The following is a 17218-nucleotide window of genomic DNA, read 5'->3' as shown; positions in this document are numbered from 1 at the left end:
GCAAACGTGGCCGTCGACCAAGGTATAACGCACCGTGGCCGATGAATGGTTGGGGCAGGCTCAAGGTTGCAGGCGGTCAATGTGGAAAGGGCATGCCCGCGAACACCGGCAAGGCCGGTGCCATGCAACGCGGTGCCTGCTTCGCGGGCTCGCCCGCTACCACAAGGAACCGCGCAAGTACCGAGCGTTGGGGTTTCAAAGGAAATCCCGACTGCGCACATCCAGCCCTTGCAACAGCGGACTCACATCCTCCAACCGCCGCGCAATCAGGTGCCGCACCCCATTCTCCTGCTCCAGCCGCCCACTGACCTTGAGCAACTGCGAACCCACCAGCGCCCGCCGCTGCCGTTCGGCCAGCGCACGCCACACCACCACGTTGACCATGCCATGTTCGTCCTCCAGGGTAACGAAGGTCACACCGCTGGCGGTTTGAGGCCGTTGCCGGCCCACCACCAGCCCGGCCACAGCAATGTTGTCGCCATGCTCCACACCCTGTAATTCACTGGAGCTGCGACACCCCAGTGCCCTCAGACGAGCGCGCAACAGGGCCAGTGGATGTGGGCCAAGCGTAGTGCCGAGGGTTTGATAATCGGCCATCAGGTCCTCGCCCACGGTTGGCACGGGCAATTGCACCGTTTCTTCAGGCAAGGCCTGCACATCAGCGAACAACGGCAGCTGCGGCTGCACCGCCGCCACCTGCCAGCGCGCCTGATGCCGATCGCTGGCCAAGGCGCGCAGCGCCCCGCCATCAGCCAGGCGGGCACGGGCCCGAGCGTCCAGGCCGGCGCGCAGGCACAGGTCTTCGACGTTGCGCCACGGCCGCTGCGCCCTCGCCTGCTGCACGCGCCAGGCATCGGCTTCGGCCAGGCCACGCACCAGCCGCAGGCCCATGCGAATGGCCAGGGTGCCTTCAGCATCAGGCTCCAGGGTGCAGTCCCAGTCGCTGTGGCAGACATCAACCGGCCGTACCTCGATACCTTGGCGGCGAGCCTCTTGCAGCAGCTGATCAGGGCTGTAGAAGCCCATCGGCCAACTGTTGACCAACGCACAGGTGAAAATCGCCGGCTCATGGCACTTCAGCCAACTGCTGGCATAGCACAGCAAGGCAAAGCTGGCCGCATGGGACTCAGGGAACCCATAACTGCCAAACCCCTTGATCTGCTCGAAGATGCGTTCGGCAAACGCCAGCGTGTAACCATTGCGCAACATGCCCTGCACCAGCCGTTCGCGATGCGGCTCCAGGCCGCCGTGGCGCTTCCAGGCGGCCATGCTGCGACGCAACTGGTCGGCCTCGCCCGGGGTATAGTCGGCCGCGACCATCGCCAGTTCCATCACCTGCTCCTGGAACAGCGGCACGCCCAAGGTACGTTCGAACACTTCCTTCAGTTGCGGCGACGGATACGTCACCGGCTCCTGCTTCAGGCGCCGGCGCAGGTACGGGTGCACCATGTCACCCTGAATCGGCCCGGGGCGGACGATGGCGACCTCGATGACCAGGTCGTAGAACTTTTGGGGCCGCAGCCGCGGCAACATGGCCATTTGCGCGCGTGACTCGATCTGGAACACGCCCATGGTCTCGGCACGGCTGATCATGGCGTAGGTGGCCGGATCTTCGCTGGGGATGGTCGCCAGGGTCAGGTGCCGGCCACGGTGGTGTTGCAGCAGGTCGAAGCAGCGGCGCAAGGCGCTGAGCATGCCCAACGCCAGTACGTCGACCTTGAGCAGGCCGACCATGTCCAGGTCATCCTTGTCCCACTGGATCACCGTGCGCTCCGGCATCGCGGCATTCTCCACCGGCACCAGCTGGTCGAGCGGTTGCTGGGAGATGACAAAACCGCCCGGGTGCTGTGACAGGTGCCGAGGGAAGCCGATCAGTTCGCCGGCCAGCACCAGCACCCGCCGTAGCGAAGGGCTGCCCGCTTCGAAACCGGCTTCGGCCAGGCGCTGGTCATCGGGTATGCGATCGCTCCAGCGGCCACAACATTTGGCCAGGGCATCCACCTGGTCGGCGGGTAGCCCCAGCACCCGCGCCACATCCCGCACCGCACCGGCGGCATGGTAGGTGTTGACTACCGCAGTGAGCGCCGCCCGGTGCCGGCCATAGCGACGGAACACATACTGGATCACCTCCTCGCGCCGGTCGTGTTCGAAGTCCACGTCGATGTCCGGCGGCTCGTTGCGCTCGCGCGACAGGAAGCGCTCGAACAGCAGGTGGTGTTTCATGGGGTCAAGCTCGGTGATGCCCAGCACGAAGCACACCACCGAGTTGGCTGCCGACCCCCGGCCCTGGCATAGAATGCGCTGGCTGCGGGCGAAGGCGACAATGTCGTGCACTGTCAGGAAGTAGCTTTCGTAGCCCAGCTCTTCGATCAGCCCCAGTTCCTTGGCAAGCACATCCCGCACCTTGCCACTGGGCCCGTCTGGCCAGCGCAGCGGCATGCCTTGCTCGCATAATTCGCGCAGCCAGCTTGCCGGGGTATGCCCCTCGGGCACCAGTTCGCGTGGGTACTGGTAGCTCAGTTCGCTCAGGTCAAACTGGCAGCGCCGGGCAATGACCAGGGTCTCGGCCAGCAGGTCGAGCGGATACAGCTCGGCCAGTTGCGCCTGGCTGCGCAGGTGCCGTTCGCCATTGGCAAACAGAAAGCGCCCGGCCTCGCTCACCTGGCAATGCTGGCGGATGGCAGTCATGCAGTCCTGCAAGGCACGGCGGCCACGCACGTGCATGTGCACGTCGCCACAGGCCACGGCGCGGATACCCACATCAGCCGCCAGTGCCCGCAACCGTTGCAGGCGCATGGCATCGTCACTGCCCCGGTGCAGGTGCACGGCCAGCCACAGGCGCTCAGCAAACACACTGCGCAGCCACGCGCCGGTAGCGGTATCGCCACTGTCAGCGGCCACCCACAAGGCCAGCAGGCCTTGATGGTGCAGCAGCAAGTCATCACGAAACAGCTGGTACGCACCCTTCTCTGCCCGCCGCCGGGCACGGGTGATCAGGGCGCACAGGTTCTGGTAGCCGGTCAGGTTCTCGACCAGCAGCACCAGCTTGGGCCCGTCGCACAATTGCACCTCGCTGCCAACGATCAGCCGCAACTGGTGCACCTTGGCTGCCTGCCAGGCGCGCACGATACCGGCCAACGTACATTCGTCAGTGATTGCCAAGGCCTGGTAGCTCTGCTCGCGCGCACGCCGGAACAGCTCGTCGGCGCTCGATGCACCGCGCTGGAAGCTGAAGTTGGAAAGGCAATGCAGCTCGGCATAACCCGGGGTGTTCATGCGAACCACCCCTGCAGCCAAAGCGGGCCGGCCTGGCTCAGGTCGCGGTAGGCCCAGCCGCGCAGGCCGTCACGGGTTTCGATGCGGTAGTAGTCGCGACGCACATCGCCGCCATCCCACCAACCTGATTCGATGCGTTCGGCGTAGCCCTGCACCTGGTAGGCGGCGTCATCCAGCGCGATCGGTGCCGACAACAGCCATCCCGGGCGGCTGCCCGGTGCAACGGGCATGTTGCCTTGGGCCCCCTGCTCCGCCAACTGCCAGGCGCATTCGGGGCGGTGATCGGCGGCTGCGCCAAGCCCCTTGACGGCCTCATCCCCCAGGCGGGCGCGCAACCGCTCACGCAATTGCGCCCAGGGTTGCGCCTGTTGCGCCCGCGGGTCGAACAACGCCTGATGCTGTGGCACGAAGGGTGGCAAGTCTTCGGCAACCAGCCGCAGGTTGCGCACCGGTGCGGGTATGCGCAGCGGCTCAAGGCGCGCGCGGGCCAGCTCGAACAGCATCGCAGCATCGCGTTCGGCCGCCAGCAGGCCCACCTTGAGCAGGGTATCCGGCCCCTCGGCGTGCTCCAGATGCAGGCGGAAGCGCTGCACGCCACAGTCTCGCCCGGCCAGAAATGCAGCAAGGTCGTTGAGCATGCGCCGCAGCGGGAACAACAGCGCCTGGTGCGACTCGACGTCGAAATTGAGTTCCAGCCGGGTTTCGAAACGGTCCGGTGGCTGGTAGAAGTCCAGCCCCAGGTTGCGCAGGCCGAGCAACTGGTCGAGGTGCAGCTGCACCTGGGCCGCAAAGCGCCTGGCCAAGGTATCGCGCGGCAAGGCCAATACCTGGCCCAGCTGGTGCAAGCCCATGCGGGCAAACGCTTCGGCCGCCTCTGCCGGCAGGCCGACGCGCGTGATGGGCATGCCAAGCAGCGCCGCTCGGGTGGCGTCGACATCGCCCACGGCCAGGCCATCGTGGCCATTGGCGAGCATGCGAGCAGCCACCGGGTTGCTGGCCAGGACAATGCGTTGGCGCAGGCCGAGTTCTGCCAATTCCTGACGCAGACGCGCCTCGAACAAAGGCCAGGGCCCGAACAGTTGCAGGCTGGAGCCCACTTCCAGCAGCAGCGCCCGTGGGTAATGCAGGCTGACCTGGGCACTGAAGCGGTAGGCCCAGGCCGCCAGCAGCTGTTGCACCTGATCGATGCGTTTGGGGTCGGCTTCGACACAGGTAAAGCCATCGGCCAAGGCACGCGCTGCGGTCAGGGTTTGCCCGGCCCGCAGGCCAAGTGCAGCGGCCGCCGGGTTGACTGCCTGCAACAGGCGACGCTGGGTCGGCCCGCCAATCAGCACCAAAGGCGTGTCAGGGTCGTCACGCTCACGCAGGACGGTGTCCAGCGCAAGCTGCGGGAGCAGGATGCAGGCCCAGAGCATGGTGCATCAGCCCCGCCCCGGGCAGGGTATTGGCAACGCTGGAGGCATGCCACCCCGGCTTTTCAGCACGCGCCATTGCGCCGGGCGTGTGTCGACTGCAATGCGCAGCGCTGCGGGTGAAGGGTTGTGCGACGCCTGCTGCGGCCTGCAGGCGAACGCCAGTGCCTGCCCGGTTTCGGCCGCTACCTGCAAGCGCCGCAGGGCGCGGTCATCGGCACGTTCCGGCCAGCACAGCACCGCCGCGCAACTGCCCGAGCGCAGGCACTGTTCGGCAGCCCACAGGGCATCGGCAGGCTCGGCATCCACCTGTACCAGCCAGCGCAGGTCCACCCCCGCTGCCTGCCAGGCCGGTGCAAAAGGGATGAAGGGTGGAGCCACCAGCACCACTCTGCTGGCTTCTGCACTCAGCCGGGCCAGGGTTGGCCACAGCAACTGCAATTCGCCACAGCCGGGGTTGGCCAGCAACAGCTCGCTCAGTGCTGCCGCCGGCCAGCCACCTTCCGGCAAACGTTCGTCGAGGGCCGCATGGCCGGTGGGCTGCAGCCCGAGTGGCCGCGCCTGGGCCTGCCGGCCGCGCCATACCCGGCGCTGCTCCAGCAGCCTGTCGAGGTCGACCACGGCGCCCATCAGTCGCGCCTCAGCAAGCCGCAGAACACGCCTTCGATGAAAAAGTCCTGTTCGGGCTGCACATCGATCGGCGCATAGGCCGGGTTGCGTGGCAACAGCCGGTAAGTGCCGCCTTGGCGTTGCAGGCGCTTGATGGTCACTTCGCCGTCCAGGCGCGCAACCACGATTTGCCCGTCGCGGGCGTCGGCCTGTTGCAGGATGCCGACCAGGTCACCGTCAAAGATGCCGTCGTCGATCATCGAGTCGCCCCGCACCTTCAGCAGGTAGTCGGGGGTACGGCGGAACAGGCTGGGGTCGAGCAGCAACTGCTCGTGGATGTCCAGGTCCGGGCCGATGGGGGCACCCGCCGCCACCTGGCCCAGCACGGGTATTTCGAGGATTTCTGGCCGGCGCAGCGGTTCGGCCAGGCGTATGCCCCGCGCCTGGTTTGGCGTGACATCGATGTAACCGGCCTGGCACAGGGCGGTGATGTGCTTGCGCGCAACGCTGCGCGAGGCAAAACCGAAGCGCGTGGCGATATCGGCCAGGCTCGGCGGCTGACCATGCTCGGCAATGCGCTCACGGATGAATTCGAAAATGGCGCGGCGTTTGGGGGTAAGAGTGTCCATGGAGCACATTTGTACTCTTTTCGGAGCACGCTGAACAGCCCCCTTCGTCGTCAGCTTTGGTTATGATCCCCTGGCTTGTGTTTTTTCATCTGGATATCCCATGCTGACCGCCCTGCTGTTCGACCTTGACGGTACCCTCACCGACACTGACACCCTGCACCTGCAGGCCTTTCGCCAACTGCTGCGTGAACACGACGGCCGCGAGCTGAGCCAGGCGCAGTTCGATGCCCAGGTCAGCGGCCGCGCCAACGGCGAGCTGTTCGCCGAGCTGTTCAGCGGCGCCAGTGTCGAACAGTGCCAGGCGTTGGCCGACCGCAAGGAAGCGCTGTTCCGCGCGATGTCGCCGTCGCTTGAACCGATGCCGGGCCTGTTGCGCCTGCTGGAGCATGCCCAGGCCCATGACATCGGCATGTGTGTGGTGACCAACGCACCGCGGCTGAACGCCGAGCACATGCTGAACGCCATGGGCCTTGGCCAGCACTTTGAACATGTGCTGGTGGCCGAAGAGCTGGCACGGCCCAAACCGGACCCGCTGCCCTACCTCACCGGCCTGCAGCGGCTGGGTGCCGAGGCCGGGCAAGCGCTGGCCTTCGAGGACTCATTGCCGGGGACGGCCGCGGCCAGTGGCGCGGGGATCTTTACCGTGGGCGTGGCCACGACGCAGACCCCGGAGCGGTTGCTGGCGGCGGGCGCCAGGCTGGTTGTCGACGATTTCAATGATGCGGCGTTGTGGGCGTTGATCGAGCGTATGGCTTCAGATAGGGGCTGTGTTCCCGAAGGCTAGGGAGTGGGAGCCGAACCTGCTGGCGCTGCAGCCGGGGTGCCGGCTGTACAGCCTGGAACGCTAAGCCGTGACGCCGCATTTCGCCCCTGCAGCCATACCGCCAAAGCCGCCAACCCTGCGGGTAGCAACAACGAAGCGAACACCTGGGCAAAACTCCAGCCCAGTGCCAGCATCTGAGCCCCGGCAAAGGCACTGAGAATCGCACCCAGGCGCCCGATGCCGCTCATCCAGCTGGCGCCGGTCGCCCGTGCTTCAGTCGGGTAAAAAGCCGCCGCCAGTGCATTCATGCCAACACTTGCCCCATTAAGGCCAAAGCCCACAGCGCTCGCAACCGCACACAACCAGGCGAAGTCCGCAGCGACCTGACCAATTGCAAAAATCACCACACCACTGAACAGGAAGGTCAGTACCAGCACGCGCTGCGCCGGGTAGCGATCCATGGCCCAACCCACCGAAATTGCCCCCAACGGGCCGCCAATCTGGAAACAGGCGGTGACGATGGCCGCTTCGGCCACCGAAAACCCGCCCCCCTCCTTTACCAGCGTCGGCAACCAGCCGCTGAACAGATAGACCAGGAACAGCGCCAGCACGTACCCGCCCCAGAGCATGCAGGTACCAAAGCGATACCGCGCTGAGAGGATGGTGCCGATTGCACCGCCTGCAGCCTGGGCTTTACCGGGCAAGACAAAGGTCGTGTCGGCGTTGACATGCTCAGGTGCCAGGCGACGGACAATGGCCAGAATGCGCTTGCGGTCCGCCCCTTTGCTGACCAGGAACGTCACCGATTCCGGCAGGCGCCAATACAGCAACGGCAGGACCATTAGCGGCAACACCCCACCCAATGCCAAGACACTGCGCCAGCCCAGGTTCGGAATCATCCAGGCGCTGACGAAGCCACCTGCTGCCGCGCCCAGGGAGAACCCGCAGAATGCCAGGGTAATGAGCAGCGAGCGGCTGCGTGCCGGGGCATACTCGCTGACCAGGGTGCTGGCATTGGGCATGGCTGCGCCCAGGCCCAGGCCGGTCAAAAAGCGCAACGCGACCAGGGCTTCCAGGTTGGGTGAAAAGGCCGAGGCCAGTGTCCAGAGGCCGAACAGCAGCACGCTGCACAGCAACACCGCCTTGCGCCCGTAACGGTCCGCCAAGGGGCCGGCAATCAAGGCGCCAAGTGCCAGGCCGATCAACGCGGCGCTCAATACCGGGCCCAGACTTTGCGCATCCAGGCCCCAATCGCTTTTCAATTGCGGGGCAATGAAGCCGATGATGGCGACGTCCAGGCCGTCCAGGGCGATGATGAGAAAGCCGAGGAACACTACCCATTTCTGGTAACGGCCGATGGGTTGCTGGTCGATCAGTTGGCGCACGTCGAGTGTGTTGTTCATAGGTATCACCTGTTGTTGTTTTTATGACGGTGTTTGTCGCAGCCCTAGTGGAAAAGGCTGGGTAAGCGCACAGGCCTTATGATGCGTGTTTCCTGAGCCACCACCAGGTCGCGGGTGGCATGCAGGTACGCGGCAAAGTCCGGGTCGGCATCCCGCGCTGCGCTGCGCTTCTCGAAGTCATCGAGGCTGTCATAGCCCCACAAGTGCACCACCTGGTTCAACGGCCCGATGCTGCTGGTGTAAAACGCCAGGGGTGCACCGAGGTGGCGCAGCAGGATCGGCATCGCCAGCTGGTCGAACGCCTCGAGAAAGGCCGCCATGCCGCGCGGGCGAATGGTGTAGATGCGGTGGTCGACCACAGGCTTGTCCATCACGCCACCTCCCGTGCGTTGCCCGCCGCCAGCCCCTGCTCGACACCCGCCAGATGGCGCCCGGTGATGTAGGCAAAGGTCATGATCGGCCCCAGGGTGATGCCCGCCCCGGGATAGTTGCCGCCCATGATGCTGGCGCGGTCGTTACCCACCGCATACAGGCCGTCGATGACTTGCCCGTCGGCCGCCAACACTTCACCGGTCACACGGGTGCGCAGCCCGTCGAAAGTGCCCAGATCGCCCATGATGACTTTCACGGCAAAGTACGGTCCCTCGCCAACCGGCGCTACGCACGGGTTGGGTTGTTGCTGCGGGTCGGCCAGGTAGCGATTGAAGCTGGTGCTGCCGCGGCCGAACTGACGGTCTTCGCCGTGGACGGCCCCAAGGTTGTACTCGCGCACAGTCTGCTCCAGCCCTTGCGCATCGATACCGGCCTTGCCGGCCAACTCCGCCAGGGTCTGGCCCTTGAGCAGGTAACCGTTGCGCAGCAATGGCCCCAACGGCATCGGCGCAGGCTTGGCAAAGCCAAGCCCGTACTTGGCCAGGGTGCGGCGGTCGCACACCAGCCACATGGCGGTTTCTGCCTGGTCGGAACACGCCTCGATCAGCGCTGCGCCTACGTCGTGGTAGGCATTCGACTCGTTGGTGAATCGCTGCCCCGAACGCAGCACGCCGATCACACCCGGCTTGTAGCGGTCGAGCAAATGCGGAAAGGCAATATGCCGCCCACCACCCACCGGCACCTTCGATACCGGCATCCAGGCTGCAGGTGCCTGCAGGCAGATATCGACCTTTGCTCCCAGCGCCTCGGCCATGCGCGCACCATCGCCGGTGTTGCCCGCTGGCACCGGTGAAAAATGCTCGCCGCCACGCCGTACATGCGGGTAGGCCTGGCGCAGCCGTTGCAGGTCATGGGAGAAACCGCCACAGGCCAGCACCACCCCGCGTCGGGCCTCGATGCGCTGCTCGCTGCCGGCCTGCCCGGTCACCGCCCCTACTACCCGCGCCCCTTCGCGCAGCAACTGCCGCGCCGGGGTGCCTGTGAGAATCGGAATGCCCAGGTCCAGTGCCGAGCGTACCAGCCGTGCCGCCAGGGCATTGCCACTGGTGACCTGGGTGCCGCGTCGGTACAAGGCCAGCTCCTTCAAATGGGTCAGCAGGCGTTTGGCCACGTAGGCGAACGAGGTCAACGAACGGGTGACATTGAAGAAGTGCTTGAGGTCGGCATTCGACGAATTGAACATCATGCCGATGAAGGTGATGGTCTTCAGCGGCGGGCGCAGCCGCGCCATGTCGGGCCCCAAACCACGGATGTCGTAAGGTGCGGCCAGTATCGAGCGGCCCACATCGACGCCGCCTTCCACCTGCGGGTGATAATCGGGGTACAGCGTGGGCACGAACTTGACTGCCGTCTCGCGCTCGAAAAACTCAACCATCTGCGGCGCGTAGCGCAAGAATGCCTCCACCCCGGCCGCATCGAAGCAGACACCGGTTTCGTTGCGCAGGTAGGTCATGGCCGCTGCTTGGCTGTCATTGCCCCCGTGCCGGGTGCCCGGCACCCACAATACGCCGCCGGAAAACGCCGTGGTGCCGCCGAAGCACTCCTCCTTTTCGATGACGATCACATCCAGGCCAAGCTTTTTCGCCGTGATGGCTGTCGCCAGGCCGCCAGCACCCGCACCGATGACCAGTACATCGCAGCTACGCGTATTCATTGGCCTGCACCCTCGAAGCCAGGGCGCGGGATCAATGCCATGGGCATGCTTTCCAGTCCGCCATCCACGGTCAGCTCGGCGCCGTTGATATAGTCGGCGCGGCGGCTGGCCAGAAACAGCACGGCTTCGGCGATGTCTTGCGGTTCACCGATGCGCTGGTTGGCGGTCATGGCGCTACGCCGGCGCTCCACCTGTGGGTCGGCATAGAACGCAGCCGACAATGGCGTGCGGATCAAACCCGGGCATACGGCGTTGCTGCGCACACCGCGTGGCCCCCATTCCACGGCAATCTGCCGCGACAACATGCTGACGCCTGCCTTCGCCGCGCTGTAGGCGCCACTGTTGGGTTGCGGGTAATGTGCTGCAATCGAGGCCACATGCACGATACGGCCCTGGCCGCAGTCCAGCATGGAACGGCCAAAGGCCTGGGCACACAAAAGGTAGCCACTGAGGTTGACCGCCAGTACCTGGTTCCATTGTTCCAGGCTTAGCGTGTCCAGCGCGCCGGGGCGCAGCACGCTGGCATTGTTGACCAGTACATCGCAGCGCCCATGCAGCGCCTGTACCTGGGCCGCAGCCTGCTCCACGCTGGCCGGGTCGGCAATGTCGCAGGCCAGGGCACTGACTTCGCCTGCACTGTGTTCCCCCAGGGTGGCCGCCAGTTCGCGGCATTTGTCCAGGTCGCGGTCAAGCAGCACCACGTGGGCCTGCTGCTCCACCAAGGCCGCGGCCAACGCTGCGCCAATGCCGCCGGCCGCGCCGGTCACCACGCATACGGCCGACTCCAGGCCTAGCCACTGAGAAAAGATCTTGTTGTTGTGCATGCTGTTCTCCAGAGCGTTGCTTGTTCTGGGCAACAGGCTATGGCCGGCAGGCCCACCGGCAGAATGGACAAAACCTGCAACCAGCCCCACATTCCCGTCAATTTGCCCACTGCGCCCTGAAGCCTGCGTGCAGCTATGGCACAGTAGCGGGCAGTGAACAGAACAATTACAACACCATGAACAAGATCCCCAATTACGCCCTGTACGGTGAAACCGCGCAGCCGGTGTGGCACGAAGCCTTGCATGTGGAGCAGATATCCCAGCGCTCTGGCGCGCACAACTGGGAGATTGCCGCACACCGTCACGAAGGCTTGCTGCAGCTGTTGTACCTGCAAAGCGGTGGCGGCGAGGTGCTGTTCGACAGTGACCGGTTTCAGGTTCATGCGCCCTGCGTGGTGTACGTCCCGGCGCAGGTGGTGCATGGTTTTCATTGGGCCAGCCAGGTAGAAGGCCAGGTAATCACGGCTGCGCAGCACCCACTGGATAGCATCGCTCAGGTGCTGGCACCCAACGTGCTGGTGCAACTGCGCAAACCACAGGTGATTGCCCTGCCCCACTGGGCCGCCGATGAAGACCCGTTGTTGCCCCTGTTTCGGGCCCTGCGCGAGGAATACCACAACCGCGCCCGCGAGCATGTGGCCAGCAGCATGGCGCTATTGCTGGCACTGATGATCCATGTCCTGCGCCATGAGCCGCACATACCCGCAGGTGAGCAGCGCCCAGTATCAAGACGCAGCCAGCAACTGACTGCTTTTCGCGAACTGGTAGACATGCACTACCGCGCGCACTGGCCACTGGCGGAATACGCCGCCGAGTTGGGCATGACCCTGGTGACGTTGGGGCGGTTGTGCCAGGAACACCTGGGCATGACGCCGATGAATGTGATCAATGCCCGACTGGTGCTGGAGGCCAAGCGCATGCTCGGGCATTCGAGCCTGAGCGTGAAAGAGATCGCTCATGAACTGGGGTTTGCCGATGTGGGGTATTTCAGCCGGTTCTTTCGCAAGCAGGCGGGGGTGAGCCCTAGCGGATTTCGGGAGGGCCAGTAACGCCCGCAGGTTCTGTGGGCGGTACTGGCAATGCACGCGTCTGTGGCTTGCCCGCGAAGAAACCCGTGCAGGAAACATCAAACAGCCAAGGCCCGCTGCACTTCCCCCACAGTGGTCGCCAAGCTGCTCAGGTGCAGGCTCGACACCCGCTCCACCGGCGCCTGATCCAGCGGCCATTGCAAGGCAATGCTGCCGACCAGGCGCCCTTCGGCATGTACCGGCAAGGCAATGGCGCGGATCAGGAACGGCAGGCGCACCGGGTATTCCCAGTAGCCTTCGGTGCGCTGACCAAAGCCCTTGTGCGCTTGCTCTTCGATATCGCGCAACAGCCCGTCGTCACCCAGCCGCTCATGGGCCGCCAGGCGCTGCACTTCGTCCACCGCCAGCTCCCCCAGGCACGCCCGCCCCATTGCCGAATGAAACAGGCTGGCATGCTGCCCAACAATCTGACTGGTGTGCGGATAGCGCTTGCGCAGCACCTGGGGAATGGCGCTTTCCATCACCTCCAGCCGCTGGCCGTCGAAACACGACAGGTCAGCGACCAGCCCGGTGCGCTCACTCAGCTCCAGCAGCATGGGCGCTGCGCTTTCCACCAGACGCCGCTTGAAACGCAACTGGCGGTCACCGAACAGGCGTCGCGCGCACAGCCGGTAGCGCCGGTCGGCAAGGCCGCGGTACACCCAGCCTTGCGCCTGCAAGGTGGCGATCATGCGCGACACCGTGGCCTTGGGCAGCGCCGTCAGGTAGTGCAGTTCTTCCAGGCCCAACGCCTGGTGTTCGCCCAGCAGGTCGACGATGGCCAGCGCCCGCTCCACTGAACGCACGCCGCCGCTGTCTGCCGTGATGCCCATGGGTATGACCTCCTTGTAGCGGGATGGTCAGGATAGCCAGCAAGATCCGCGCCTGCCCGTGCTTTCATGGAGCAAGCAGCCGTTGTGGCGGGCAGCGCACCACCCAGCGGGTGAGCTGTTCATGGGCATACGCCAGCTGCAGCACGGCATGGTCGGCCTGCGCCGGGCCTATGATTTGCAGGCCCATGGGCAACCCGGCGGCATTGAACCCCACCGGCACGCTGATGCTCGGCAAGCCGGCCAGGGTCGGCCCGATCACCACTTCCATCCAGCGGTGGTAGGTGTCCATTGGCCGCCCCCCGACCACCGTTGGCCATGGCTGGCGTGCATCGAAAGGGAACACCTGAGCCGAGGGCAACAGCAGAAAGTCGTAACGCTCGAACAGCTTGCCCATGGCGCGGTACCAGTCACTGCGGTCCAACGAAGCCTGGTACAGCGCCGCCGCACTCAGCTGCAAGCCACCTTCCACCTCCCACTGTGCTTCGGGCTTGAGCAATGCGCGCTTGCCGGGGTCGGCATAGGCTGCGCTGAGGTTGCCATGCACCAGGAAGTGGCGGTGGGTCAGCCAGCATTGCCACAAGCGCGCCAGGTCGAATGCCGGCTGGCAGGCCTCGACCCGGCAGCCCAGTTCGGCAAAGTCGGCCAGCGCCGACTCGCACAGGCTCATTACCCCGTCATCCATCGGCAGATAGCCGTTGTAGTCGCCCAGCCAGCCCACCCGTACACCGCGAAAATCGCGCGGCAAGCCAACGGCAAAATCGCGCCGGCCTTCGCTTAGCGACAGCGGCGCCCGGGCATCAACACCCGCCTGTATCGACAGCAGCCGCGCCACGTCGACCACACTGCGGCCCATCGGCCCTTCTGTGGCCAGCTGCTGCACGAACAGCTCGGGTGCCGGCCCATGCGGCACGCGGCCCTGCGATGGGCGCAGGCCGAACAGGTTATTGAACGCCGCCGGGTTGCGCAGCGAGCCCATCATGTCGCTGCCGTCGGCCACCGGCAGCAAGCGCATGGCCAGCGCCGCTGCAGCCCCACCGCTGCTGCCACCCGCCACCCGCGACGGGTCGTAGGCGTTGGTGGTAGTGCCAAACAAGGGGTTGTAGCTTTGCGAGCCCAGGCCAAACTCGGGCACATTGCTCTTGCCCATGATCAATGCCCCGCTCGCCCGCACCCGCGCCACGCTGATCGCATCCTGCTCGGGTACCTGCTCGGCAAACAGCGGCGAGCCGAGCGTGGTACGCAGCCCGGCCGTGGCGGCGAGGTCCTTGATTGCCTGCGGCATGCCATGCATCCAGCCGCGCGAGTGGCCACGGGCCAGTTCGCGGTCACGCGTCTCGGCCTCGGCCAGCAGCACTTCGGCCGGGCGCAGCGAGACCAGTGCATTGACCTGCCGATTGAAGCGCTCGATATGCCCCAGGTAGGCCTGCATCACCTCCCGGCATGACAACTGGCGGGCATGGATGGCCTGGGACAGTGCCTCGGCATCGAGGGCAACAATGGGGTCGATGGCTAGCGGCTTCACGGTTTTACTCCAAGGTTGAAGGCGGCAGGTTTGACTGCCCGCGGTGCTTCTTTCAGGCAATAGGTGCCCAGCAATGTCAGCAGGCAGGCAAACAGCACATAGAACGCCGGCGCCACCGGGGTGCCAAGCACCTGGGTGAGCCAGGTCACGATCAACGGGGCAAAGCCACCGAACACCATCACCGCCACGTTGTAGGCCACCGACACGCCGGTGGAACGCACCTGGACCGGGAACTGTTCGGCCAGGGCAGTAGGTGCCGGGCCGAAGAAACCACCGATGGCCGTGCACAACAGCAGTTGCATGACCAACAGGCGCTCCAGGGAAGGCGCAGCGGCCATCCACACATACAGTGGGTAGACCATCACGAAGAACGCCAGGGTGAAGGCCATCAGCACCGGGCGCCGCCCCAGCCGGTCAGACAGCGCCCCGGACAACGGAATCACGAGGGTCATCAGTCCCACGGCGAGCATCTGCACCAGCAGCACCTGGTCCAGCGGCAGGCCTAGGCTTTTGTGGGCGAAGGTCGGCATGTTCACCAGCACCACGTAGAACGAAACCGTCGCGCCGCAGGCCAACCCCATCGACACCAGCAGGCTGCGCCGGTGTTCACGCAGCACCTGCCACAGGCCGGGCGACTGGCCCTTGGCATGGCGACGCGCCTCGACAAACGCCTCAGGCTCCTCCATATGCTTGCGAATCCACAGCCCGACCGGCCCGATCAGCAGGCCCAGCACGAACGGGATGCGCCAGCCCCAGCTGTCCAGCGCCTCAGGCGAGCACAGGTGGGTAACCAACGCCACCATTGCCGCCCCGGAAAACACCGCCAGGCACTGCCCTACCAATTGCCACGAACCATACAGGCCCTTGCGGTGGGCAGGTGCGCTTTCCACCAGAAATGCCGTGGCGCTGGCGTATTCACCACCGGTGGCAAAGCCCTGCAGCATGCGCGCCACCACGATCAGCAGCGGCGCAGCCATGCCGATGGCCAGGTAGTCGGGCGCGAAGGCGATCATGGCGATGGACACGGTCATCAGGCGGATGATCATCTGCATGGCCGCCTTGCGGCCCTTGCGGTCGGAATACATGCCCAGCAGCACGCCGCCCACCGGGCGCATGAAAAACCCGACGCCGAAGGTGGCAAGGGCCATCAGCAGCGAGGCGTACTCGTCGTCGGACGGGAAGAACTGCCGGGCGATGATGCTGGCCAGAAAGCCATACACGATAAAGTCATACCATTCCAGGGCGTTGCCGATAACGGCGGCCACCACTTGCCGGGTACGCGACACGCCGGTGCTCGAAGTCTGCATAGGGAACACTCCACACAATGATTGGGTGATCGCCCAGGCGCAGTCGCGCCCGGGTTCCAGCGGCAGTGGTCAAAAAGGGACAATCAGGCAGGTGCCAGCCAGCGCTCTGCCAGCGCGCCCCAGTAGGCGGCGCCGGTCAGCAGGATGTCGTCGTTGAAGTCGTAGGCCGGGTTGTGCACCATCGGCCGCGATACACCATTGCCGATGAACAGGTAGGCCCCCGGGCAGCGCTGCAGCATCCAGGCGAAGTCTTCGCTGCCCATCAGCTTGCGGGTGTTGCCATCCACAGCCTGGGCGCCCAGCAACTCGACCCCTACCTGGGTGGCAAAGGCGTTTTCAGCGGCATGGTTGACCAGCACCGGGTAGGCCGGGCGGTGCTCGATGCTGGCGCGGCAGCCAAAGCTCTCGGCCTGACTGACGATGATTGCCCGCACCCGCTCAAGGGCCTGCGCCCGCACCTCGGCGTTCAGTGCGCGCAGGCTAAGGCGCAACAGCGCCTGTTGCGGGATCACGTTGGCCGCTTCGCCGGCCTGCAATGCGCCGACGGTGACCACTGCTGCCTCCTGCGCATCGATATTGCGCGCCACCACGGTTTGCAGCGCCATCACCACACTGGCGGCCGCCACCAGCGGGTCGACGGTCAGGTGCGGCATCGAGCCATGACCACCCACCCCGTCCAGGGTCACCGTCAGCAGGTCCTGCGAAGCCATCATCGGCCCTTCACGAAACCCCAGGTGTCCGGCCGGCAGCCCTGGCATGTTGTGCATGCCGAATAGCGCATCACATGGGAAGCGCTCCAGCAGGCCGTCGGCCAGCATCGCCTCGGCACCGCCCTGGCCCTCCTCGGCCGGCTGGAAGATCAGTGTCAGCGTGCCGTCGAACTGCCGGGTTGCCGCCAGGTAGCGCGCGGCGCCAAGCAGCATGGTAGTGTGCCCGTCATGACCACAGGCGTGCATGCAGCCTGGGTGCTGGCTGCTGTATGCCGCACCCGTGGCTTCGTGGATGGGCAACGCGTCCATGTCGGCGCGCAGGCCCAGCCGGCGGGGGCTGCTGCCATTGCGCAGCACGCCGACCACGCCGGTCTTGCCGATACCGGTGTGCACTTCATAGCCCCATTCCTCCAGCAGTCGGGCGACCAATGCCGAGGTGCGGCTTTCTTCAAAGCCCAGTTCCGGGTGAGCGTGGATATCGTGACGGATCGCGTGCAGGTCGCTGGCCACGTCGGCGAGCCAGGCCTGGATATGCTGATGTCGGGACATGTGGAGTCTCCTCGCGCGGGTGGTTTCCCGTTCTTGTTGTTCGCCTTCAGGTCACGACAGGTGAGGCAGGTCGTGCTTGGCTCACAGATAAACGCGAGTGACGCGGGATCACAAACGAATGTGGTTCCGCCCTGCGGAACCAGTCGGGGGGAAAAGCGGAATGGGTGTGGAGTTGGAGTCGTAGGTAAAGCTGTACGTGGCGTTGTTTTCGTTGAATAGTGCGGTCAG

Annotated in this window: 14 protein-coding genes; 2 read left to right on the top strand and 12 right to left on the bottom strand. The window is 65.3% G+C overall.

The annotated features are described in order from the left end of the window. Window positions 1–195 precede the first annotated feature (195 nt). From ACF8EF_RS11120 to lexA, 4 genes are read right to left on the bottom strand one after another with little or no spacing between them, the layout of a single operon-like run. Window positions 196–3276 carry an error-prone DNA polymerase gene (locus ACF8EF_RS11120; protein WP_392529092.1) on the bottom strand — a complete coding sequence of 1027 codons (3081 nt, stop codon included), beginning with the start codon at window positions 3274–3276 and terminating at the stop codon, window positions 196–198. Beyond that, a complete protein-coding gene (locus ACF8EF_RS11115; RefSeq protein WP_392461138.1) occupies window positions 3273–4691 on the bottom strand; it encodes a Y-family DNA polymerase in 1419 nt (472 codons plus the stop codon). Before ACF8EF_RS11115 ends, ACF8EF_RS11120 begins: the two co-directional genes overlap by 4 nt. Before the next feature lie 6 nt (window positions 4692–4697). Beyond that, window positions 4698–5318, bottom strand: coding sequence for a translesion DNA synthesis-associated protein ImuA (gene imuA, locus ACF8EF_RS11110; RefSeq protein WP_004374214.1), 621 nt, complete (start codon window positions 5316–5318; stop codon window positions 4698–4700). Continuing rightward, window positions 5318–5935, bottom strand: a complete 618-nt coding sequence (lexA, locus tag ACF8EF_RS11105; protein WP_012052394.1) for a transcriptional repressor LexA — start codon at window positions 5933–5935, stop codon at window positions 5318–5320. The genes imuA and lexA overlap by 1 nt, the downstream gene beginning before the upstream one ends. Window positions 5936–6026: 91 nt before the next feature. Here lexA and ACF8EF_RS11100 point away from each other — a divergent pair, with 91 nt between their 5' ends. Then, window positions 6027–6710: an HAD family phosphatase gene (locus ACF8EF_RS11100; protein WP_004374207.1), complete on the top strand. Its 684-nt coding sequence runs from the start codon at window positions 6027–6029 to the stop codon at window positions 6708–6710. Here ACF8EF_RS11100 and ACF8EF_RS11095 read toward each other — a convergent pair. Genes ACF8EF_RS11095 through ACF8EF_RS11080 form a run of 4 tightly spaced genes read right to left on the bottom strand, consistent with a single transcriptional unit; the run spans window position 6707 to window position 11002 of the window. After that, complete coding sequence (locus tag ACF8EF_RS11095) at window positions 6707–8092, bottom strand: MFS transporter (RefSeq protein WP_176684308.1); 1386 nt, start codon at window positions 8090–8092, stop codon at window positions 6707–6709. The genes ACF8EF_RS11100 and ACF8EF_RS11095 overlap by 4 nt on opposite strands. Before the next feature lie 44 nt (window positions 8093–8136). Beyond that, window positions 8137–8463, bottom strand: a complete 327-nt coding sequence (locus tag ACF8EF_RS11090; RefSeq protein WP_004374204.1) for an NIPSNAP family protein — start codon at window positions 8461–8463, stop codon at window positions 8137–8139. Continuing rightward, window positions 8463–10178, bottom strand: coding sequence for an FAD-dependent oxidoreductase (locus ACF8EF_RS11085; protein ID WP_392461137.1), 1716 nt, complete (start codon window positions 10176–10178; stop codon window positions 8463–8465). Before ACF8EF_RS11085 ends, ACF8EF_RS11090 begins: the two co-directional genes overlap by 1 nt. Then, a complete protein-coding gene (locus ACF8EF_RS11080; RefSeq protein ID WP_176684310.1) occupies window positions 10175–11002 on the bottom strand; it encodes an SDR family NAD(P)-dependent oxidoreductase in 828 nt (275 codons plus the stop codon). Before ACF8EF_RS11080 ends, ACF8EF_RS11085 begins: the two co-directional genes overlap by 4 nt. A 176-nt stretch (window positions 11003–11178) precedes the next feature. Between ACF8EF_RS11080 and ACF8EF_RS11075 the strand changes: the two genes are divergently transcribed. After that, complete coding sequence (locus ACF8EF_RS11075; protein WP_176684311.1) at window positions 11179–12051, top strand: helix-turn-helix domain-containing protein; 873 nt, start codon at window positions 11179–11181, stop codon at window positions 12049–12051. Between the two features lie 77 nt (window positions 12052–12128). On the opposite strand, the gene ACF8EF_RS11070 is transcribed toward ACF8EF_RS11075, so the two are convergent. From ACF8EF_RS11070 to ACF8EF_RS11055, 4 genes are all read right to left on the bottom strand, one after another. After that, window positions 12129–12902, bottom strand: coding sequence for an IclR family transcriptional regulator (locus tag ACF8EF_RS11070; protein ID WP_004374195.1), 774 nt, complete (start codon window positions 12900–12902; stop codon window positions 12129–12131). Between the two features lie 64 nt (window positions 12903–12966). Further along, window positions 12967–14424 carry an amidase gene (locus ACF8EF_RS11065; RefSeq protein ID WP_392461136.1) on the bottom strand — a complete coding sequence of 486 codons (1458 nt, stop codon included), beginning with the start codon at window positions 14422–14424 and terminating at the stop codon, window positions 12967–12969. Further along, a complete protein-coding gene (locus tag ACF8EF_RS11060; RefSeq protein WP_339443211.1) occupies window positions 14421–15731 on the bottom strand; it encodes a citrate-proton symporter in 1311 nt (436 codons plus the stop codon). The genes ACF8EF_RS11065 and ACF8EF_RS11060 overlap by 4 nt, the downstream gene beginning before the upstream one ends. Before the next feature lie 83 nt (window positions 15732–15814). Beyond that, entirely contained in the window at window positions 15815–16990 is a 1176-nt protein-coding gene (locus ACF8EF_RS11055; protein WP_060545162.1) for a M20 aminoacylase family protein, read from the bottom strand. Window positions 16991–17218: the final 228 nt, after the last annotated feature.

It is taken from the genome of Pseudomonas sp. zjy_15 (assembly GCF_043101865.1).
Taxonomy (GTDB): domain Bacteria; phylum Pseudomonadota; class Gammaproteobacteria; order Pseudomonadales; family Pseudomonadaceae; genus Aquipseudomonas; species Aquipseudomonas putida_Y.
Note: the sequence above shows the minus strand (reverse complement) of the source record. Positions and strands in the feature narration are given on the sequence as shown.

Bases quoted from the DNA above. Each gene is read 5' to 3' on its own strand.
- ACF8EF_RS11120 (WP_392529092.1), bottom strand. From the start codon at position 3,276: ATGAACACCCCGGGTTATGCCGAGCTGCATTGCCTTTCCAACTTCAGC.
- ACF8EF_RS11115 (WP_392461138.1), bottom strand. From the start codon at position 4,691: ATGCTCTGGGCCTGCATCCTGCTCCCGCAGCTTGCGCTGGACACCGTC.
- imuA (WP_004374214.1), bottom strand. From the start codon at position 5,318: ATGGGCGCCGTGGTCGACCTCGACAGGCTGCTGGAGCAGCGCCGGGTA.
- lexA (WP_012052394.1), bottom strand. From the start codon at position 5,935: ATGTGCTCCATGGACACTCTTACCCCCAAACGCCGCGCCATTTTCGAA.
- ACF8EF_RS11100 (WP_004374207.1), top strand. From the start codon at position 6,027: ATGCTGACCGCCCTGCTGTTCGACCTTGACGGTACCCTCACCGACACT.
- ACF8EF_RS11095 (WP_176684308.1), bottom strand. From the start codon at position 8,092: ATGAACAACACACTCGACGTGCGCCAACTGATCGACCAGCAACCCATC.
- ACF8EF_RS11090 (WP_004374204.1), bottom strand. From the start codon at position 8,463: ATGGACAAGCCTGTGGTCGACCACCGCATCTACACCATTCGCCCGCGC.
- ACF8EF_RS11085 (WP_392461137.1), bottom strand. From the start codon at position 10,178: ATGAATACGCGTAGCTGCGATGTACTGGTCATCGGTGCGGGTGCTGGC.
- ACF8EF_RS11080 (WP_176684310.1), bottom strand. From the start codon at position 11,002: ATGCACAACAACAAGATCTTTTCTCAGTGGCTAGGCCTGGAGTCGGCC.
- ACF8EF_RS11075 (WP_176684311.1), top strand. From the start codon at position 11,179: ATGAACAAGATCCCCAATTACGCCCTGTACGGTGAAACCGCGCAGCCG.
- ACF8EF_RS11070 (WP_004374195.1), bottom strand. From the start codon at position 12,902: ATGGGCATCACGGCAGACAGCGGCGGCGTGCGTTCAGTGGAGCGGGCG.
- ACF8EF_RS11060 (WP_339443211.1), bottom strand. From the start codon at position 15,731: ATGCAGACTTCGAGCACCGGCGTGTCGCGTACCCGGCAAGTGGTGGCC.
- ACF8EF_RS11055 (WP_060545162.1), bottom strand. From the start codon at position 16,990: ATGTCCCGACATCAGCATATCCAGGCCTGGCTCGCCGACGTGGCCAGC.